Genomic DNA, 15,792 nt, shown 5'->3' with positions numbered 1-15,792 from the left:
CGATCGGCTGTCGAACACAGTGGCTGTCGAGTACAGCGGCCGTGCGGAGCCCCGTGTCGTCCCCGGACGACGCGGGGCTCCGCCGTCCCCGGGCACCGGGCCCGGGTCGTGGCATGCGCGGAGACGAACGAACGGGGATCCTGGAGCGGTGATGGACGAGACGGACTTCTGGCAGATCATCGACGAGACGTGGGACGGCGCCGACGGCGATCCCGACGAGCAGGCGGACCTGCTGGTGGAGCGGCTCGTGCAGCTCACCCCGGACGACGTGATCGACTTCGCCCGGCTGTTCGAGGCCCGGTTCCAGCGCGCCTACCGCAACGACCTGTGGGGCGCCGCCCACCTGCTGCTGGACGGCGCGTCCGAGGAGGTCTTCGACCTCTTCCGCTGCTGGCTGATCGGCCAGGGCCGGGACGTCTTCGAAGGCGGCCTGGCCGAGCCGGACGACCTGGCGGACCTGCTGCCCGAGTTCGACGAGGAGGAGGACGGCGAGGCCGAGGACCTCGGCTACGCCGCCGACGAGGCGTACGAGCGGCTGACCGGCCTGCCGCTGCCCGAGGTGGGCGGGCGCCAGCCGGCCGCCCCGGCCGGGCCCGCGCTGGACTTCGACGACCCGGACGTGATGGCGAAGCGCTTCCCCAAGCTGTGGGAGCGCTACGGGGACTGAGGCGCCCCGGCAGGGCCCGGCACGGGCCCCGGCCGGCTCAGGTGGCGCTGCCGGAGCCGTCCTTGGTGATGCCCTTGAGGATCTGGTCGAGCACCGACGGGTCCGGCGCCTGCGGGTCGTCGTCCACACCGCCCTCGAACACCACGTAACCGCCGCCCTTGGCCTGGACGGCGGCCAGCAGCACGTAACCCTGGGTGCCGTCCGAGGTGCGGACGTGCCAGCGGACGGCGTAGCCGCGCACGCCGGCGACGCTGACGTTGTCGGAGCCGGCGTCGGTGTGCGAGGTGATCCCGGTGAAGATCTGCTCCGCGTAGGCGGGCATCGCGGCGTCGGCGGCGGCCTTGGCCGAGGAGCCCTGGATGACGTCCTTCTCGACCGAGAACTGGCCGCGGATGCAGGCCCCGCCGGTCGGGCAGGTGTACTTGCCGGTGCCGAGGTAGACGGTGGAGTGCGGGGAGTCGGTGGCCGCGTCCCAGCCGTCGTAGACCGGGACGCTGATCGCGTGCTGCGAGTCCGGGATCGTGGACTTGACCGCGGGCAGCGGCTTGGGCGGGCTGGGCTTCGGCGTCGGGCCGGGGGCGGGGGCGGTGCTCTGGGTACTGACCGTGGGGTTCGGGGTCGGGTCCGCCTGCGGGGTGTCGTCGCCCCCGCTGAGCACGAGACCGGCGATGATCCCGCCCACGGCGAGCACGGCGACGGAGACGCCGACGATCACGCCCGGCTTCGTCCGGCCGGGGCGCTGCTGCGGGTAGCCCGGGCCGGGGTAGCCGTAGCCGGCGCCCTGGAACTCCTGGCCCGGGTAGCCGTAGCCGGCGCCGCTGCCGTCCTGGCCCGGGTAGCCGTAGCCCGGGGCCGGGGCGCCGCCCGGGTAGCCGTAGGCGGGGGGCTGCTGCTGCGGGCCGCCGTAGCCGGGCTGCGGGGAGGGCGGCTGCCAGCCCTGGGTCGGGGCTTCGGCGAGCCGGGCGGCGCCGTCCGGGAGCGGGCGGGTCTCGCCGGTCCAGGCCCTGCCGTCCCACCAGCGCTCATGACCGGGGGTGCCGTCCGCACCGGGGACCGGGTACCACCCGGGAGGCGTCGAGTTGCTCACGGGCGTACCGTACCCGGCCCGGCGGCGCCGCAGACAGCGCGGTTGGGTCACGACTGTGCACCACCCCGGCAGCGTTTCTGACGATTGGTCAGGCGCTTCCGGGCGGGCGGTGCTCAGCCGGTCAGCCGGCGGGCCATCCAGACGTCGTCCACGTACCTGCCGTCGATCAGGAACTCCTCGGCCAGCGAGCCCTCGACCACGAAACCGCAGCTCTCGTAGAGCCGGCGGGCCGGGGCGTTCCAGCCGAGCACCCGCAGGCTCAGCTTGCGGGCGCCCTCGGCGCGGGCCGCCTCGCAGGCCTCCTCGACCAGGCGGCGGCCGACGCCCCGGCCGCGCACCGCGGCGTCCACGGCCAGGCCCTGGATCTGGCGGACGTGCCCGTTGCTCGCCAGCCGGGTCGCCGGGACCTGGCGGACGTAGCCGACGATCCGGCCGCCCAGGAGGGCGAGCAGATAGTGCTCGGGCCGGTGCCGCTCGTCGAAGACGGTGTCCGTCTCGCGCGGCGCCGGGGAGACGTCGGACAGGGTGGACCAGGCGGCGCGGTCGAGGGCGGCGAGTTCGCGCTCGTCCTCGGGCCGGGCCGGTCGGATGATCAGATCGTCGTTGGGCATGGGCGTCAGCCTAGGGAGGCGTGTGCGAACGTCACACCGGTTTAAGGACTGCGAGGATGGGCCCATGCGCATCGCTGTCACGGGCTCCACGGGATTGATCGGTTCGGCACTGGTCCGCTCGCTGCTGGCGGACGGTCACGAGGTGGTGCGGCTGGTCCGCAGCCGCTCCCGGACCGGGCCACAGCCGGACGGCAGCACCGCGATCGGCTGGAACCCGCTGCTCGGCCAGGTCGAGCGGGACGGGCTGACCGGGGTCGAGGCGGTGGTGCACCTGGCCGGGGCCGGGGTCGGCGACCGCCGCTGGACGGAACGGTACAAGCGCGAGATCCGGGAGAGCCGCGTCCTCGGCACCGAGACGCTCGCCGTCGCGCTGGCCGAGCTGAAGGAGCCGCCGCGCGTCCTGGTCAGCGCCTCGGCGGTCGGCTGGTACGGGCAGACCGGCGCCCGGGTCGTCGACGAGGACTCCCCGGCCGGCGACGACTTCCTGGCCGAGGTCTGCGTGGAGTGGGAGGCCGCGGCGCGACCGGCCGAGCGGGCCGGCATCCGGGTCGTCCACCCGCGCACCGGGATGGTGCTGTCCGCGGCCGGCGGCGCCGGCCAGCGGCTGTTCCCGCTGTTCAAGCTGGGCCTGGGCGGGCGGCTCGGCGACGGGCAGCAGTACTGGAGCCTCATCTCGCTGGCCGACGAGGTCGCCGCGCTGCGGTTCCTGATCGACCGGGAGGACCTCGCCGGCGCCTTCAACCTCGCCGCGCCGGAGCCGGCCACCAACGCCGAGCTGACCGCGGCGCTCGGCCGGGCGCTGCGACGGCCGACGCCGTTCCCGGTGCCGGAGGCTGTGCTCAGGGCGGTGCTCGGGGAACTGGCGGTCGAGGTGGTCGGCAGCCACCGGGTGGTGCCGCGGCGACTGCTGGACGCGGGGTTCCGGTTCGCGCACCCGGACGTGGACTCGGTGGTGCGGGCGGCGCTCTGACGGGCGCTCGACGCGGGGGGCGCGCCGCTGCGGGAGCGCCCCCTCCGGCTCCTCCCGGCGCCCGCTCAACCAGGGGCGCCCTTCCGTCGACGCGCGCCGGGTGGGGCGCGTCGGACGGCTGCGGCCACCGACTGCGGGTGGGTCGGCGGAGTACGTCCGGTGCGACGTTCGCCCTGGCCAGGGGCATATGCCGGGCCCGATCGGGCCTCCAGCGGACCGGCTCCGGGAGGGGGCGCACGGGAGCACACGGCGGGCGCGTCGCACGCCCCCGGTGACCGTACGCGCCCGTCGACCCCGGTTGGCGGCCACCACGGCGCACTGTCCGTGACCGCGCCCCCGGCCGGTGCCGCACAACCCTTCCCGGCCCCCGGATCGGGCCCGGTATGGCTGTCTGATGCTCATATCGACTGGGCATCACATCGTCGGACCGTGCCCGGCACCTCGCCGCCCGCGTCGGCCGGAGCCCCGGGAACCCTTGGGAGGGAGCACGCCAGTGCCCACGTACGACTTCACCCGCCGTACCCGTCGACCGTCCGACCCGGACGTCGTCGTGGTCGGTGCCGGACTCGCGGGCCTGGCCGCCGCCCGCGTGCTCACCGGCCACGGCCTCGCCGTCCAGGTCCTGGAGGCCACCGACCGGATCGGTGGCCGGATGGCCACCCGCGAGCTGGACGGATTCCGGCTCGACGACGGAAGCCACCTGCTCAACACCGCCTATCCGGAACTGCGCCGGGCGCTCGACCTCGACCGCCTCGAACTGCGCCCGCTCGCCCCCGGCGTGCTCGTGCACACCGCCGGCCGCCGCTACCGCACCGGCGACCCGCAGCTCACCACCGCCCGGCACGCCGCCACCCGCGCCCCGCTCGGCAGCCCGCTCGACAAGGCCCGGCTCGGCAGCTGGCTCGGCCGCCTCGCCGCCACCCCGGCCGCCCGGCTGCAGGCCCGCCCGGAGACCACCACCGCCCGCGCACTGGCCGGCCACGGGCTCGCCCCGCGCACCGTCGACGGCTTCCTGCGCCCCCTGCTGAGCGCCCTGCTCGGCGATCCGGCGCTCGGCACCAGCAGCCGGATCGCCGACCTGGTGCTGCGCTCCTACGCGCGCGGACGGCTCTGTCTGCCCGCCGGCGGGATCGCGGCCGTACCGGCCCAGGTGGCCGAGTCGCTGCCCGCCGGCACCGTGCGCACCGGGGTGCGGGTCACCTCGATCTCCGCCGACGGCGTCGAGACCACCGCCCACGGGCGGATCGACGCCCAGGCCGTGGTCGTCGCCACCGACGCCCGCTCCGCCGCCGACCTGCTGCCCGGACTGCGGCTGCCGGACTTCCACCCGGTCACGACCTTCTACCACGCGGCCGCCCGCCCCCCGCTCGGCGAGGCCGTCCTGCTGCTGGACGGCGACCGGCCGGGCGGGCAACCGCCGCTGGTCTCGCACTCGCTGGTGCTCAGCGAGCTGCACCCCTCGTACGCGCCTGCCGGGCAGGCGCTGATCGCCACCACCGTGCTCGGGCGGCGCGCCTTCGACGCGGGCGGCCCGGCCGGGCTGGAACCGGCCGTCCGGGCGCGGCTCGCCGAGTTGTACGGCGCCTCGACGGCCGGCTGGCAGTTCCTGAGCGTGCGGCACCTCCCGGACGCGCTGCCCGCGATGCCGCCGCCGCACAACCTGCGGCGGCCGGTGCGGGTGCTGGCCGGTCTGTACGTCGCCGGGGACCACCGGGACAGCAGCACCGCGCAGGGCGCACTGGTGTCCGGGCGGCGGGCCGCGCTGGCCGTGCTGCGCGACCTGGGCCTGCCGGCCGGGGCCCGGGAGGCGGAGGCGGCGGCCTGACGACCCGGCCGCCCGGCCGGGAACACGTGGGCGGTCTGTCCGGGTGACGGACCGGCCACGTGCCAGGATGCCGATATGACCGCCCTGACCGATCCGACCGATCCGACCGATCCGACCGATCCGACCGATCCGACCGATCCGACCGATCATCGGACGATTCCGGCGATTTCCGCGAACCGTCCGTCCGCCGCGCCGTCCACGGGCCGGCCGGCCGCCCGGTGAGCGCCTCCGCCCAGCCGGTCGCGCTGATCCTGATCCCCGCGGCGGCCGTGGCCGCGCCGCTGCTCGCCGACCGGCTGCTGCGGTGGATCGCCGTGCCGACCGTCGTGTTCGAGATCGTGCTCGGCGTCCTGATCGGCCCGGACGTCCTGGGCTGGGCCCGCGTCGACGGCCTGATCGACGCGCTCTCCCAGTTCGGCCTGGCCATGCTGATGTTCCTGGCCGGGTACGAGATCGACTTCGCCAAGCTGCGCGGCGGCCCGCTGAAACGGGCGGGCGCCGCGTGGCTGGTCTCGCTGGCGGTCGCCCTCGGCGCGGGCGCGCTGCTCAACCGGGACCCGCTGGGCGGCGCGTTCGCCGGGCTCGCGCTCACCACCACCGCGCTCGGCACGATCCTGCCGATCCTCCGCGACTCCGGCGAACTGCCCACTCCCTTCGGCTCGTTGGTGATGGCCACCGGCGCGGTCGGCGAGTTCGGGCCGATCATCGCGATCGCCGTGCTGCTCAGCGGCAACTCCCCCGCCCGGACGGCCGTCATCCTCGGCGCCTTCGCGGTGATCACCGCGCTGGCCGTGCTCGGCGCCCGCCGGCCGCGCCCGGCCTGGACGACCCGGCTGATCGAGCGCACGCTGCGCACGTCCGGCCAGTTCGCGATCCGGGCGGTGATCCTGGTGCTCGCCGCGATGGTCGCCGCCGCGCTCTGGCTCGACCTCGACATGCTGCTCGGCGCCTTCACCGCCGGGATCGTCTCCCGGCTGCTGCTCTCGGACATCCGGCAGGCCGAGGAGGAGGTGATCGAGGCCAAGCTGGAGAGCATCGGCTTCGGCTTCCTGGTGCCGGTCTTCTTCGTGGTCAGCGGGATGAAATTCGACCTGGACGCGCTGCTCGACGATCCGGGCACGCTGCTGCTCGTCCCGGTGTTCCTGGCCCTGCTGCTCGCCGTACGCGGGGTGCCGGCCGTACTGCTCGCCCCGGCCGGGCTGGGCCGGCGGGACCGCGCGGCGCTCGGACTGTACGGCGCGACGGCACTGCCGCTGGTCGTGGTGATCACCACCATCGAGGTCGACGACGGGCACATGCCGTCCTCCACCGCGGCGGCGCTGGTCGGCGCCGGGATGCTGTCGGTGCTGGCGTTCCCGCTGGTGGCGCAGCGGGTGCGCGGCGCCGTCCGGGCAGGGGTTCCGGAGGAGGACGGGCAGCCGCGGGTGCGGGCCGAGAGCTGGTGATGCCGCTGCCGGCCCGGACCGTCCTCGTGCGGGTGGGCCGCCGGCTCAGATCACCCCCGCCTGGCGGGCCGTCTCCTCGAAGGCGCGGGCCACCGGGCTGCCGCGGTAGGGGGTGAGGCGGCGGTGGAAGTCCCGGACGTACTCCAGCGAGCGCGCCGAGCGCATCTCCCCCGCCGCCCGCAGCGCGTCGGTCGCCATGGTGCAGGCCTCGTCGAGGTCGCCCATGCCGAGCCGGGCGGTGGCGAGCACCAGCCGGCAGAAGATCCGGCTGCGGGCGTAGGCGGGCGAGCGCAGCCGCAGCGACTTCTCGGCGTGCTGCGCGGAGGTCCGCCACTGCTGGAGGTCGCGGTAGCAGTGCGCGAACTCGTCGGAGAGCTGGGCCTCGTCGAAGTACCGTGCCCAGGCAGGCAGTTCGTCCCCCGTCCGGGCGGCGGCGAGGGAGCGCTCGGCGCGCACCAGGGCCGTCGTGCAGGAGCGGACGTCGCCCAGCAGGCCGTGCCCGCGCGCCTCGGCGGCGTGCATCAGCGCCTGGACGGTGGCCGGGACGGCGGTGCCCACGCCCTGCTGGGCGACCCGGGCGAGCTGGACGGCCTCCCGGCCGTGGCCGAGGTGGACGGCCTGCTGGCTCATCGTCACCAGCACGTAGCCGCCGAGCGCGCGGTCCCCGGCGGCCTGGGACAGGCGCAGCGCCTGGACGAAGTACCGCTGGGCGAGGCCGTGCGCGGCGATGTCGAAGGACGTCCAGCCGGCCAGCCGGGTGAGGTCGGCGACCGCGCCGAACAGCGCCCGGCCGATCTGCTCGCCGTAGCGGCCGCGCAGCATCGGCTCGGCCTCGCTCTCCAGGTAGCGCACCAGCGCCTGGCGGGCGTGGCCGCCGCCGTAGGCGTGGTCGAGGGCGCGGAAGAGGTCGCCGACCGCGCGGATGGCGGCGATGTCCCCGCGGCCGACCCGCAGGGCGGGGCGGGCCTCGCGGGCCGGGTCGGAGTACGGCGGTTCGACGGCCGCGGGCGGGCGGCGGCTCTGGGTGGGGACGCGGCCGATGGCGGCGGCGGTGCCGGTGACCGTGGGCGGTGGGGCGCCGCCGGGGGCGCCCGGGGCCTGGAGGCGCGCCGGGCCGGTGACGGGCCCGGCGGGCCCGGCGGGCCGGTCACCGGCCGGCGGGCCCGAGGCGGCGTCCGGGCGGGCCAGGGTGGAGCCGTCCCGGGCGACCCGCTCGTCGGTGCGGCCGATCAGCCAGTCCCGGCTGGGGACGACCAGGCCGGCCGGGGTGAAGGCGATCCGGCGCAGCTCGGACTGCGGGCCGTTGTCCTTGCGCCACATGCTCGCGACGATGTCCACCGCCTCCTGCGGCGTCTCGGCGAACTCCAGGCCGGCGTAGACCGGGGCGCAGGCGTCCAGGCCGAGGTCCTGGGCGGTCAGGCGGCGGCCGAGGCGGCGGGTGAACACCTCGGCGATCAGCGCCGGGGTGGCGCCGCGCGGCTGCTGGCCGCGCAGCCAGCGGGTGACCGAGGTCTTGTCGTAGCGCAGGTCGAGGCCGTGCTCCAGGCCGAGCTGGTCGACCCGGCGGGCGAGGCCGGCGTGCGAGAAGCCGGCCTCCTCGATCAGCGCGGCCAGCTGGCCGTTCTGCGGGGCCGGGCCGGAGTGCGCCTTCCCGGCGGCGGGGGCCGGTGCCGCGGCGGGCGCGTGCCGGTCGTCGGGTGTGGCCTGTACGGGCAGCCGCAGCTCGTCCGCGGTGCCGACCTCGGGGGCCCGGGGATCGGTGGTCCGCGGGTCGGTGGCGGTCAGGACGTCGGTGGTCAGGGCGTCGGTGGTCAGGGCGTCGGGGGCGTCCGGAAGGGCCCGGCCGACCGGACCTCGGTGCTGGCCGAGCGGGTCGAGCGGTCCGTACGCCGGGCTGTCGGTAGCAGGCCGTTGGGGCATGATCAGTCAACACCTCTCGGACGTCGCACCGGGCTTCACCAGCACTTCGGCGGGCCGGGGCGGCGCCCCTGTCGGGAATCGGCGTGAATGTAGCGAGCATTCGGGCGCTATGGGCGGATCTGACCGAGCAATCCTCCGAACGGGTGAAGCATTCGCGCCCATCGTGGTGAAGCGAGGTCAGGAGGGGTTTGGCTGTCCGGGGGCGGACCGTCGATCGGGCCCCCGGTGGGCGTCATGGGGTCCGTCGCCACAGCCCGCCCGAGCGCTGTGGCGGCCCGCCACATGGGAGCCGGGCCGCCGGATTCCTACCGTTCACCACCATGGACACCACTACAGACCGCCCGCTCGACGGCCGTACGGCCCTGGTCACCGGGGCCGCCTCGGGCATCGGCCGGGCCTGTGCCGAGGCCCTCGCCGGGGCCGGCGCCCGGGTCTACGTCGTCGACCTCGCGGCCGATCCGGCCCGGGACGTCGCCGAGCGGATCGGCGGGCTCGCGATCGTCGCCGACCTCGCCGACCCGGCCGCCGTGGACGCCCTGCCGGACGACGCCGACATCGTCGTCAACAACGCGGGCCTGCAACACGTCGCGCCCGTCCACGAGTTCCCGCCCGAACGCTTCGCCCTCATCCAACGCGTCATGGTGGAGGCCCCGTTCCGCATCCTGCGCCGTACCCTGCCGCGGATGTACGAGCGGGGGTGGGGCCGGGTCGTCAACATCTCCTCGGTCCACGGCCTGCGCGCCAGCGCGTTCAAGTCCGCCTACGTGACGGCGAAGCACGCCCTGGAGGGCCTCAGCAAGACCGTCGCGCTGGAGGCCGCCCCGCACGGCGTCACCAGCAACTGCATCAACCCCGGCTACGTCCGCACGCCGCTGGTCGAGAACCAGATCGCCGCCCAGGCCCTCGCGCACGGCATCCCCGAGGACGAGGTGGTCGAGCGGATCATGCTCGACCGCACCGCCCTCAAGCGCCTCATCGACCCCTCGGAGGTCGCCGCCCTCGCCCTCCACCTCTGCTCCCCCGCCGCCGCCTCCCTCACCGGCGCCAGCCTCGTCCTGGACGGCGGCTGGACGGCCCGCTGACCCGGCCCCGGACCGATCAGCCCGCGCCCCGGCCGTACGGGGCGCGGGCCATCGGCGTGCGCCCGGGCGGAGCCGCCGACCGGCCGGGGGCGGCGAGGGGCTGGCGGGGACTGCCGGGGCTACGGGTGGTTATGGGGCGGCCGGGCATATCCACCCCCTGGACTGTGTGGGCCGGACACATAGGCCCGGGAGCGTGGGGTTCCTACCTTGTGGCGACGTCGTCTCCCCTGGAATCCCCCCGGAACGGATGTGGTGGGCATGAGCGCCCCTGCCAACGGTGCTGCCACGCGCGGGTCACTCCCGCGGGTGGTGGCCGCGAGTCTGATCGGAACCACGATCGAGTGGTACGACTACTTCTTGTACGGAACGGCCGCGGCACTGGTCTTCGGGAAGGTGTTCTTCCCGACGAGCGACCCGCTGACCGGCACCCTGCTGTCCTTCCTCACCTACGCCATCGGGTTCGCGGCGCGCCCGCTCGGGGCGCTGGTGTTCGGGCACTTCGGTGACCGGGTGGGGCGGAAGAAGCTGCTGGTGGTGAGCCTGCTGCTGATGGGCGGGTCGACCACCGCGATCGGGCTGCTGCCGACCTACGGGGCGGTCGGGGTCGCGGCGCCGGTGATGCTGACGGCGCTCCGGCTGGTGCAGGGGTTCGCGCTCGGCGGCGAGTGGGGCGGCGCGGTGCTGCTGGTGTCGGAGCACGGGGACCAGCGGCGGCGCGGCTTCTGGGCCTCCTGGCCGCAGGGCGGGGCGCCGGCCGGGAACCTGCTGGCGGCCGGGATCCTGTCGCTGATGACGGGAGCGCTCTCGGACGAGGCGTTCCAGTCCTGGGGCTGGCGGGTGCCGTTCCTGCTCTCGGCGGTGCTGGTCGCGGTGGGCCTGTGGATCCGGCTGGCGGTGGACGAATCCCCGCTGTTCCAGCAGGCGTTGGCGGCGCGTGAGGCGAGGAAGAAGCAGCAGGCCGCGGCCGAGCAGCCGCCGCTGGTGGCGGTACTGAGGCACCACTGGCGGGAGGTGCTGGTGGCGATGGGCGCCCGGATGGCGGAGAACATCTCGTACTACGTCATGACCACCTTCGTGCTCGTGTACGCCGTCAACCACGCGCACTTCGGCAAGCAGAGCGCGCTGAACGCCGTCCTGATCGCCTCGGCGATCCAGTTCGCGCTGATCCCGCTGTTCGGCGCGCTGTCCGACCGGGTCGGGCGCCGGCCGGTGTACCTGGTCGGCGCGGTCGGCGTCGGGGTGTGGGCGTTCGTCTTCTTCGGGCTGGTGGACACCCGTTCCTTCAGTCAGCTGGTCCTCGCCGTCACCGTCGGCCTGGTGTTCCACAGCGCGATGTACGCACCCCAGGCCGCCTTCTTCTCCGAACTGTTCGCGACCCGGATGCGGTACTCGGGCGCGTCGATCGGCGCCCAGTTCGCCTCGGTGGCGGCCGGCGCGCCGGCGCCGCTGATCGCGACCGCGCTGCTCAAGGACTACGGCAGCGCGACACCGATCGCGGTGTACGTGGCGATCGCGGCGGCCGTCACCGTCCTGGCGGTGCTGTGCGGCCGGGAGACCAGGGGGCAGGACCTCGCCGAGGTCGAGGAACGGTCCGCGACCGGGGAGACGGCCGAAAAGGCCACCGTGGCCTGAGGGTTGGACCGGATCGGGCCGGTCCGGGCCGAATCGGGACGGGCCGCGCCCGGCCGGGCCGGAAGCCGCTAGCATCGCGACTTCTCGGAAACCGCCGGACCGACGCCGATTGGCGGCCCCACCATGGACCACCCCGACGAGAGCGTCGCACCCGCGCTGCGGCGGCTGCTCGACCTGCTCGCCTCCGGCGCCGCCACCGAGGACTTCGCCGAGGTACCGGCCGACGCCCGCCGCCGCGGCGCGTCGGCCGCCGTCCTCGCCGAACTCGACCACGCCACCTGGCAGGCCCTGCGGGTGCACCGCACCCTGCGCCAACACCGGCGCCGCGAGGCCGAGTTGACGGCACTGTTCGACACCGCCGGGGACCTCGCCGCCTCCCGGGACCTGGACACCGTGCTGCAGGCGATCGTCCGCCGCGCCCGCATGCTGCTCGGCACCGACACCGCCTACCTGACCCTGCCGGACGAGACCGCCGGCGACACCTACATGCGGGTCACCGACGGCTCGGTCTCCGTCCTCTTCCAGACCCTCCGGCTCAGCCTCGGCGACGGCCTCGGCGGCCTGGTCGCGCAGACCGCCCGCCCGTACGCCACCCCCGACTACCGCACCGACGAGCGCTTCCACCACACCGGCACCATCGACGCGGGCGTCCTCGACGAGGGCCTGGTGGCGATCATCGGGGTGCCGCTGCTGCTCGGCGGGCAGGTCATCGGCGTGCTGTTCGCCGCCGACCGCTCGCCGCGCGCCTTCTCCCCCGACGAGGTCGCGCTGCTGTGCACCCTCGCCGCACACGCCGCGATCGCCCTCGACACCGCCAAGTCGCTGGCCGACACCCGGGCCGCGCTCGACGAGCTGAACGCCGCCAACGAGCTGGTCCGGGCCCACTCCGCCGCCGTCCAACGCGCCGAGCGGGCGCACGACCGGCTCACCGACCTGGTGCTGCGCGGCGCCGCGGTGTCCGACGTCGCCGCCGCCGTCGCCCACCTGCTGGGCGGGGAGATCGCCGTCCTGGACGCCGAGGGCGAGCCGCTCGCCGGACGGCCCGCGCCCGTCGACGGGCTGGCGACGGCGGTGGCCGCCTCCCGGACCGAAGGGCGGTCGGTGCGGCACGGCGGGCGGTGGATCTGCGCGGTGCTGGCCGGGCAGGACGCGCTGGGCACCATGGTGCTCACCGGCCGGCCGGACCTCGACGACCCGGACCGGCGGCTGTTCGAACGGGCCAGCGTGGTCACCGCGCTGCTGTTGCTGCTGCGCCGCTCGGTCGCCGAGACCGAGAACCGGATCCGCGGCGAACTCCTCACCGACCTGCTCACCGCCCCCGAGCGCGACCCGGCCGGGCTCACCGCGCGCGGCCGCCGGCTCGGCGTCGACCTCGCCCGGCCGCACCTGGTGCTGGTCGCCGAGCCGGCGGGCGCGGACGGCACCGGCGACCGGGAACGGCTGGCGGGCGCGGCCCGGCGGTACCTGTTCGGCTCCCGTGGCGTCAGCGCCGAACACGGCGAGGCGGTGGTGCTGCTCGTGCCGCTGGAGCAGGGGGCGGCCGGGGCCGTACCGGGCGTCGCACTCGACGGCGCGGCCGCCACGACGCCCACCGCCGCGCTCGCCGCCGTACCCGCCGCCGTACCCGCCGCCGCGCTCGACGCCGCCGAGGAGACCGCCCGGCAGGCCGCCGAGCGGCTGGCCCGGCTGGTCGGCTTCCCGGTCACCGTGGGCGCCGGCCGCCCTGCCGCCGGACCACCCGCGCTCGCCGCCGCGCACGCCGAGGGCCTGCGCTGCGTCCGGGCGCTGCGGGTGCTCGGCCGCGCCGGCCAGGGCGCCTCGGCCGGCGCGCTCGGCTTCCTCGGCGTGCTGCTCGGCGACGGCCACGACGTGGACGGCTTCGTCGGCGCGACGCTCGGCCCGCTGCTCGCCTACGACGCCCGGCGCGGCACCGAGCTGGTCCGCACCCTGCGCGCCTACTTCGACTGCGGCGGCAGCCTCACCCGGGCCAAGGACGAGCTGCACGTCCACGTGAACACCGTCGTCCAGCGGCTGGACCGGGTGGAGGCCCTGCTCGGCCGGGACTGGAACCTGCCGGAGCGCGCGCTGGAGCTGCAGTTGGCGCTGCGGCTGCGGCTGCTGTCGGGCGACTGAACGACCAGTACGACCGGGGGCGTACAGTGGCGAGGTTGGTCTCGAACGCCTGGCAAGGAGCGGTGGCCGTGAGCGAGCGGAGCGAGGTGTGCGCATGAGCCAGAACGTGCAGTTCGTGCGATGGGGCATAGGCGAGCACACCGTCCCCTACGAGGAGGCGTGGGCGGAGCAGCAACGGCTGCACGCCCTGCGGGTCGCGGACGAGATCCCCGACACCGTGCTGCTGCTGGAGCACCAGCCCGTCTACACGATGGGCAAGCGCACCAACCCCGCCGACCTGCCGCTGGACGGCACCCCGGTGGTGCAGGTCAACCGGGGCGGCGAGATCACCTGGCACGGCCCCGGCCAGCTGGTCGGCTACCCGATCGTCAAGCTGCCCGACCCGATCGACGTGATCGCGTACGTCCGCCGGCTGGAGGAGGCGCTGATCCGCTCGGTCGCCGACTTCGGCATCGAGAGCACCCGGGTCGAGGGCCGCAGCGGCGTCTGGGTGCTCGGCGAGACCATCCCGGACGCCGTGGTGGACCCGGCGCAGGTGGTGGACATCGGCAAGCTCACCCTCCGGCTGGGCCTGCCCCTGGGCATCGACCCGCGGCTGGCCGGCCCCGAGTACGCGCCCTCCAACGCCGGGCAGCGCGGCGACGACCGCAAGCTCGCCGCGATCGGCGTGCGGGTCGCCCGCGGGGTGACCATGCACGGCTTCTCGCTCAACTGCGCCCCGGACATGACCGGCTTCGACAAGATCGTGCCGTGCGGCATCCGGGACGCCGGGGTCGCCTCGATCGCCGGCGAGCTGGGGCGCGACTTCGCGGTCGGCGACGCGCTGCCGACCGTCGAACGGAACCTGGCGGACGTCCTCGCCGAGCTGCCCGAACCGGCGCTCGGCCGCTGAGCCGGCGGCCGGACCAGCCGCCGCACCGGCTGCTGGATCCGCCACTGAATCCACTGCCACTGGGAATCTACCGGCCAGTAGCCGCGTTGCCCTGCGATTGCGGGGCGGCAGGCCCGGCGAAGGCCGTACAACCACAGGCGTACCCTGGGGGTACCCCGTCTAGTTCTAGGAGTCGCACGTGTCCGCTGTCGCGCCCGACGGCAGGAAGCTGCTCCGCCTGGAGGTCCGCAACAGCGAGACCCCCATCGAGCGGAAGCCCGAGTGGATCAAGACCCGCGCGAAGATGGGCCCGGAGTACAACGCCCTCCAGTCGCTGGTGAAGAAGGAGGGGCTGCACACGGTCTGCCAGGAGGCCGGCTGCCCCAACATCTTCGAATGCTGGGAGGACCGCGAGGCGACCTTCCTCATCGGCGGTGACCAGTGCACCCGCCGCTGCGACTTCTGCCAGATCGACACCGGCAAGCCCGCCGAGTTCGACCGCGACGAGCCGCGCCGGGTCGCCGAGTCCATCGTCACCATGGACCTCAACTACGCCACCATCACCGGCGTCGCCCGCGACGACCTGGAGGACGGCGGCGCCTGGCTGTACGCCGAGACCGTGCGCCAGGTGCACGCGATGACCGCCGAGCGCACGGGCGGCCGCACCGGCGTCGAGCTGCTGATCCCCGACTTCAACGCGGTGCCCGAGCAGCTGGCCGAGGTCTTCTCCTCCCGCCCCGAGGTGCTGGCGCACAACGTCGAGACGGTGCCGCGGATCTTCAAGCGGATCCGCCCGGCGTTCCGCTACGAGCGCTCGCTGGACGTCATCACCCAGGCCCGCGCGGCCGGGCTGGTGACCAAGTCCAACCTGATCCTCGGCATGGGCGAGACCCGCAAGGAGGTCAGCCAGGCGCTGGCCGACCTCGTCGGCGCCGGCTGCGAGCTGATCACCATCACCCAGTACCTGCGGCCCTCGCTGCGCCACCACCCGGTGGAGCGCTGGGTCAAGCCGCACGAGTTCGTCGAGCTGCAGCAGGAGGCCGAGGAGCTGGGCTTCGCCGGCGTCATGTCGGGCCCGCTGGTGCGCTCCTCGTACCGCGCCGGCCGGCTGTACCGGCAGGCGCTGGAGCGGCGCGCGCAGGCGGCGGTCTGACCGTCCGCGACGGTTTCGAGCCAGGGGAAGGGCGGAGCTGCGGCTCCGCCCTTCCGGCGTTCACCACGCTTTGACGGCCTGGTCACGGACTGGTAACACGGGGTGGGGACGATGGACGCTCGGCAGGCGTTCGATTCTTCTCAGCCACGAGAGGAGCTGTTCGGGATGGAGATGCGGATCGGGCCGGTGGGGGTGGCGCTGCGGTTCGCCGAGAGCGTCCTGCTCGCGCCCGGGCAGCGGCGCGCGCGGCGCAACGCCTGGGCGGCGGTCTGCGAGAACCGCCGGTACGCGGCCGACCGCCGGCACGACGCGGCGGCGACGGCGGACGCCCGGGCGGTGGCGGGCGGTCGGGGAGCGACGGGTGGCCGGGGCGCCAGGAACGCGCCCCGGGCGTAG

Annotated in this window: 14 protein-coding genes; 11 read left to right on the top strand and 3 right to left on the bottom strand. The window is 75.1% G+C overall.

Annotated elements, in window-relative coordinates; genetic code table 11:
- The first annotated feature begins 151 nt into the window (after positions 1 to 151).
- Positions 152 to 667, top strand: coding sequence for a DUF4240 domain-containing protein (locus ACPC54_RS00825; protein WP_498959700.1), 516 nt, complete (start codon positions 152 to 154; stop codon positions 665 to 667).
- A 37-nt stretch (positions 668 to 704) separates the two neighbouring features.
- On the opposite strand, the gene ACPC54_RS00820 is transcribed toward ACPC54_RS00825, so the two are convergent.
- Positions 705 to 1,754: a DUF2510 domain-containing protein gene (locus ACPC54_RS00820; RefSeq protein WP_498959698.1), complete on the bottom strand. Its 1,050-nt coding sequence runs from the start codon at positions 1,752 to 1,754 to the stop codon at positions 705 to 707.
- A 113-nt stretch (positions 1,755 to 1,867) separates the two neighbouring features.
- Positions 1,868 to 2,365 (bottom strand): GNAT family N-acetyltransferase, encoded by a 498-nt coding sequence (locus ACPC54_RS00815; RefSeq protein WP_498959696.1) that lies wholly within the window; start codon positions 2,363 to 2,365, stop codon positions 1,868 to 1,870.
- Positions 2,366 to 2,429: 64 nt separating this feature from the next.
- On the opposite strand from ACPC54_RS00815, the gene ACPC54_RS00810 reads away from it, so the two are divergent.
- From ACPC54_RS00810 to ACPC54_RS00795, 4 genes are all read left to right on the top strand, one after another.
- On the top strand, positions 2,430 to 3,335 hold the full coding sequence (locus ACPC54_RS00810; RefSeq protein ID WP_498959694.1) for a TIGR01777 family oxidoreductase: 906 nt from the start codon (positions 2,430 to 2,432) through the stop codon (positions 3,333 to 3,335).
- Positions 3,336 to 3,828: 493 nt separating this feature from the next.
- Entirely contained in the window at positions 3,829 to 5,160 is a 1,332-nt protein-coding gene (locus ACPC54_RS00805) for an NAD(P)/FAD-dependent oxidoreductase (RefSeq protein WP_498959692.1), read from the top strand.
- 75 nt (positions 5,161 to 5,235) lie between these two features.
- Positions 5,236 to 5,382: a hypothetical protein gene (locus ACPC54_RS00800; RefSeq protein ID WP_498959689.1), complete on the top strand. Its 147-nt coding sequence runs from the start codon at positions 5,236 to 5,238 to the stop codon at positions 5,380 to 5,382.
- Positions 5,379 to 6,605 (top strand): cation:proton antiporter, encoded by a 1,227-nt coding sequence (locus ACPC54_RS00795; RefSeq protein ID WP_498959687.1) that lies wholly within the window; start codon positions 5,379 to 5,381, stop codon positions 6,603 to 6,605. The genes ACPC54_RS00800 and ACPC54_RS00795 overlap by 4 nt, the downstream gene beginning before the upstream one ends.
- A gap of 45 nt (positions 6,606 to 6,650) precedes the next feature.
- Here the strand turns inward: ACPC54_RS00795 and ACPC54_RS00790 are convergent, their stop codons facing one another.
- A complete protein-coding gene (locus tag ACPC54_RS00790; RefSeq protein ID WP_498959685.1) occupies positions 6,651 to 8,525 on the bottom strand; it encodes an NsdA family TPR-like regulatory protein in 1,875 nt (624 codons plus the stop codon).
- 320 nt (positions 8,526 to 8,845) lie between these two features.
- Between ACPC54_RS00790 and ACPC54_RS00785 the strand changes: the two genes are divergently transcribed.
- The 6 genes from ACPC54_RS00785 to ACPC54_RS00760 all read left to right on the top strand — a co-directional run bounded on the left by ACPC54_RS00785 (position 8,846) and on the right by ACPC54_RS00760 (position 15,792).
- Positions 8,846 to 9,607: a 3-hydroxybutyrate dehydrogenase gene (locus tag ACPC54_RS00785; protein ID WP_498959683.1), complete on the top strand. Its 762-nt coding sequence runs from the start codon at positions 8,846 to 8,848 to the stop codon at positions 9,605 to 9,607.
- A gap of 258 nt (positions 9,608 to 9,865) precedes the next feature.
- Positions 9,866 to 11,239 carry an MFS transporter gene (locus tag ACPC54_RS00780; protein WP_498959681.1) on the top strand — a complete coding sequence of 458 codons (1,374 nt, stop codon included), beginning with the start codon at positions 9,866 to 9,868 and terminating at the stop codon, positions 11,237 to 11,239.
- Between the two features lie 123 nt (positions 11,240 to 11,362).
- On the top strand, positions 11,363 to 13,372 hold the full coding sequence (locus ACPC54_RS00775; RefSeq protein ID WP_498959679.1) for a helix-turn-helix domain-containing protein: 2,010 nt from the start codon (positions 11,363 to 11,365) through the stop codon (positions 13,370 to 13,372).
- A 94-nt stretch (positions 13,373 to 13,466) separates the two neighbouring features.
- Positions 13,467 to 14,264 (top strand): lipoyl(octanoyl) transferase LipB, encoded by a 798-nt coding sequence (lipB, locus tag ACPC54_RS00770; RefSeq protein WP_498959676.1) that lies wholly within the window; start codon positions 13,467 to 13,469, stop codon positions 14,262 to 14,264.
- Between the two features lie 178 nt (positions 14,265 to 14,442).
- On the top strand, positions 14,443 to 15,396 hold the full coding sequence (locus ACPC54_RS00765; protein ID WP_498959674.1) for a lipoyl synthase: 954 nt from the start codon (positions 14,443 to 14,445) through the stop codon (positions 15,394 to 15,396).
- A gap of 111 nt (positions 15,397 to 15,507) precedes the next feature.
- Positions 15,508 to 15,792 carry a hypothetical protein gene (locus tag ACPC54_RS00760; protein ID WP_498959672.1) on the top strand — a complete coding sequence of 95 codons (285 nt, stop codon included), beginning with the start codon at positions 15,508 to 15,510 and terminating at the stop codon, positions 15,790 to 15,792.

The organism is Kitasatospora sp. NPDC094028 (assembly GCF_049543595.1).
Lineage (GTDB): Bacteria > Actinomycetota > Actinomycetes > Streptomycetales > Streptomycetaceae > Kitasatospora.
The sequence above is the reverse complement of the archived record's forward strand: the minus strand, read 5'-3'. Positions and strand labels throughout refer to the sequence as shown.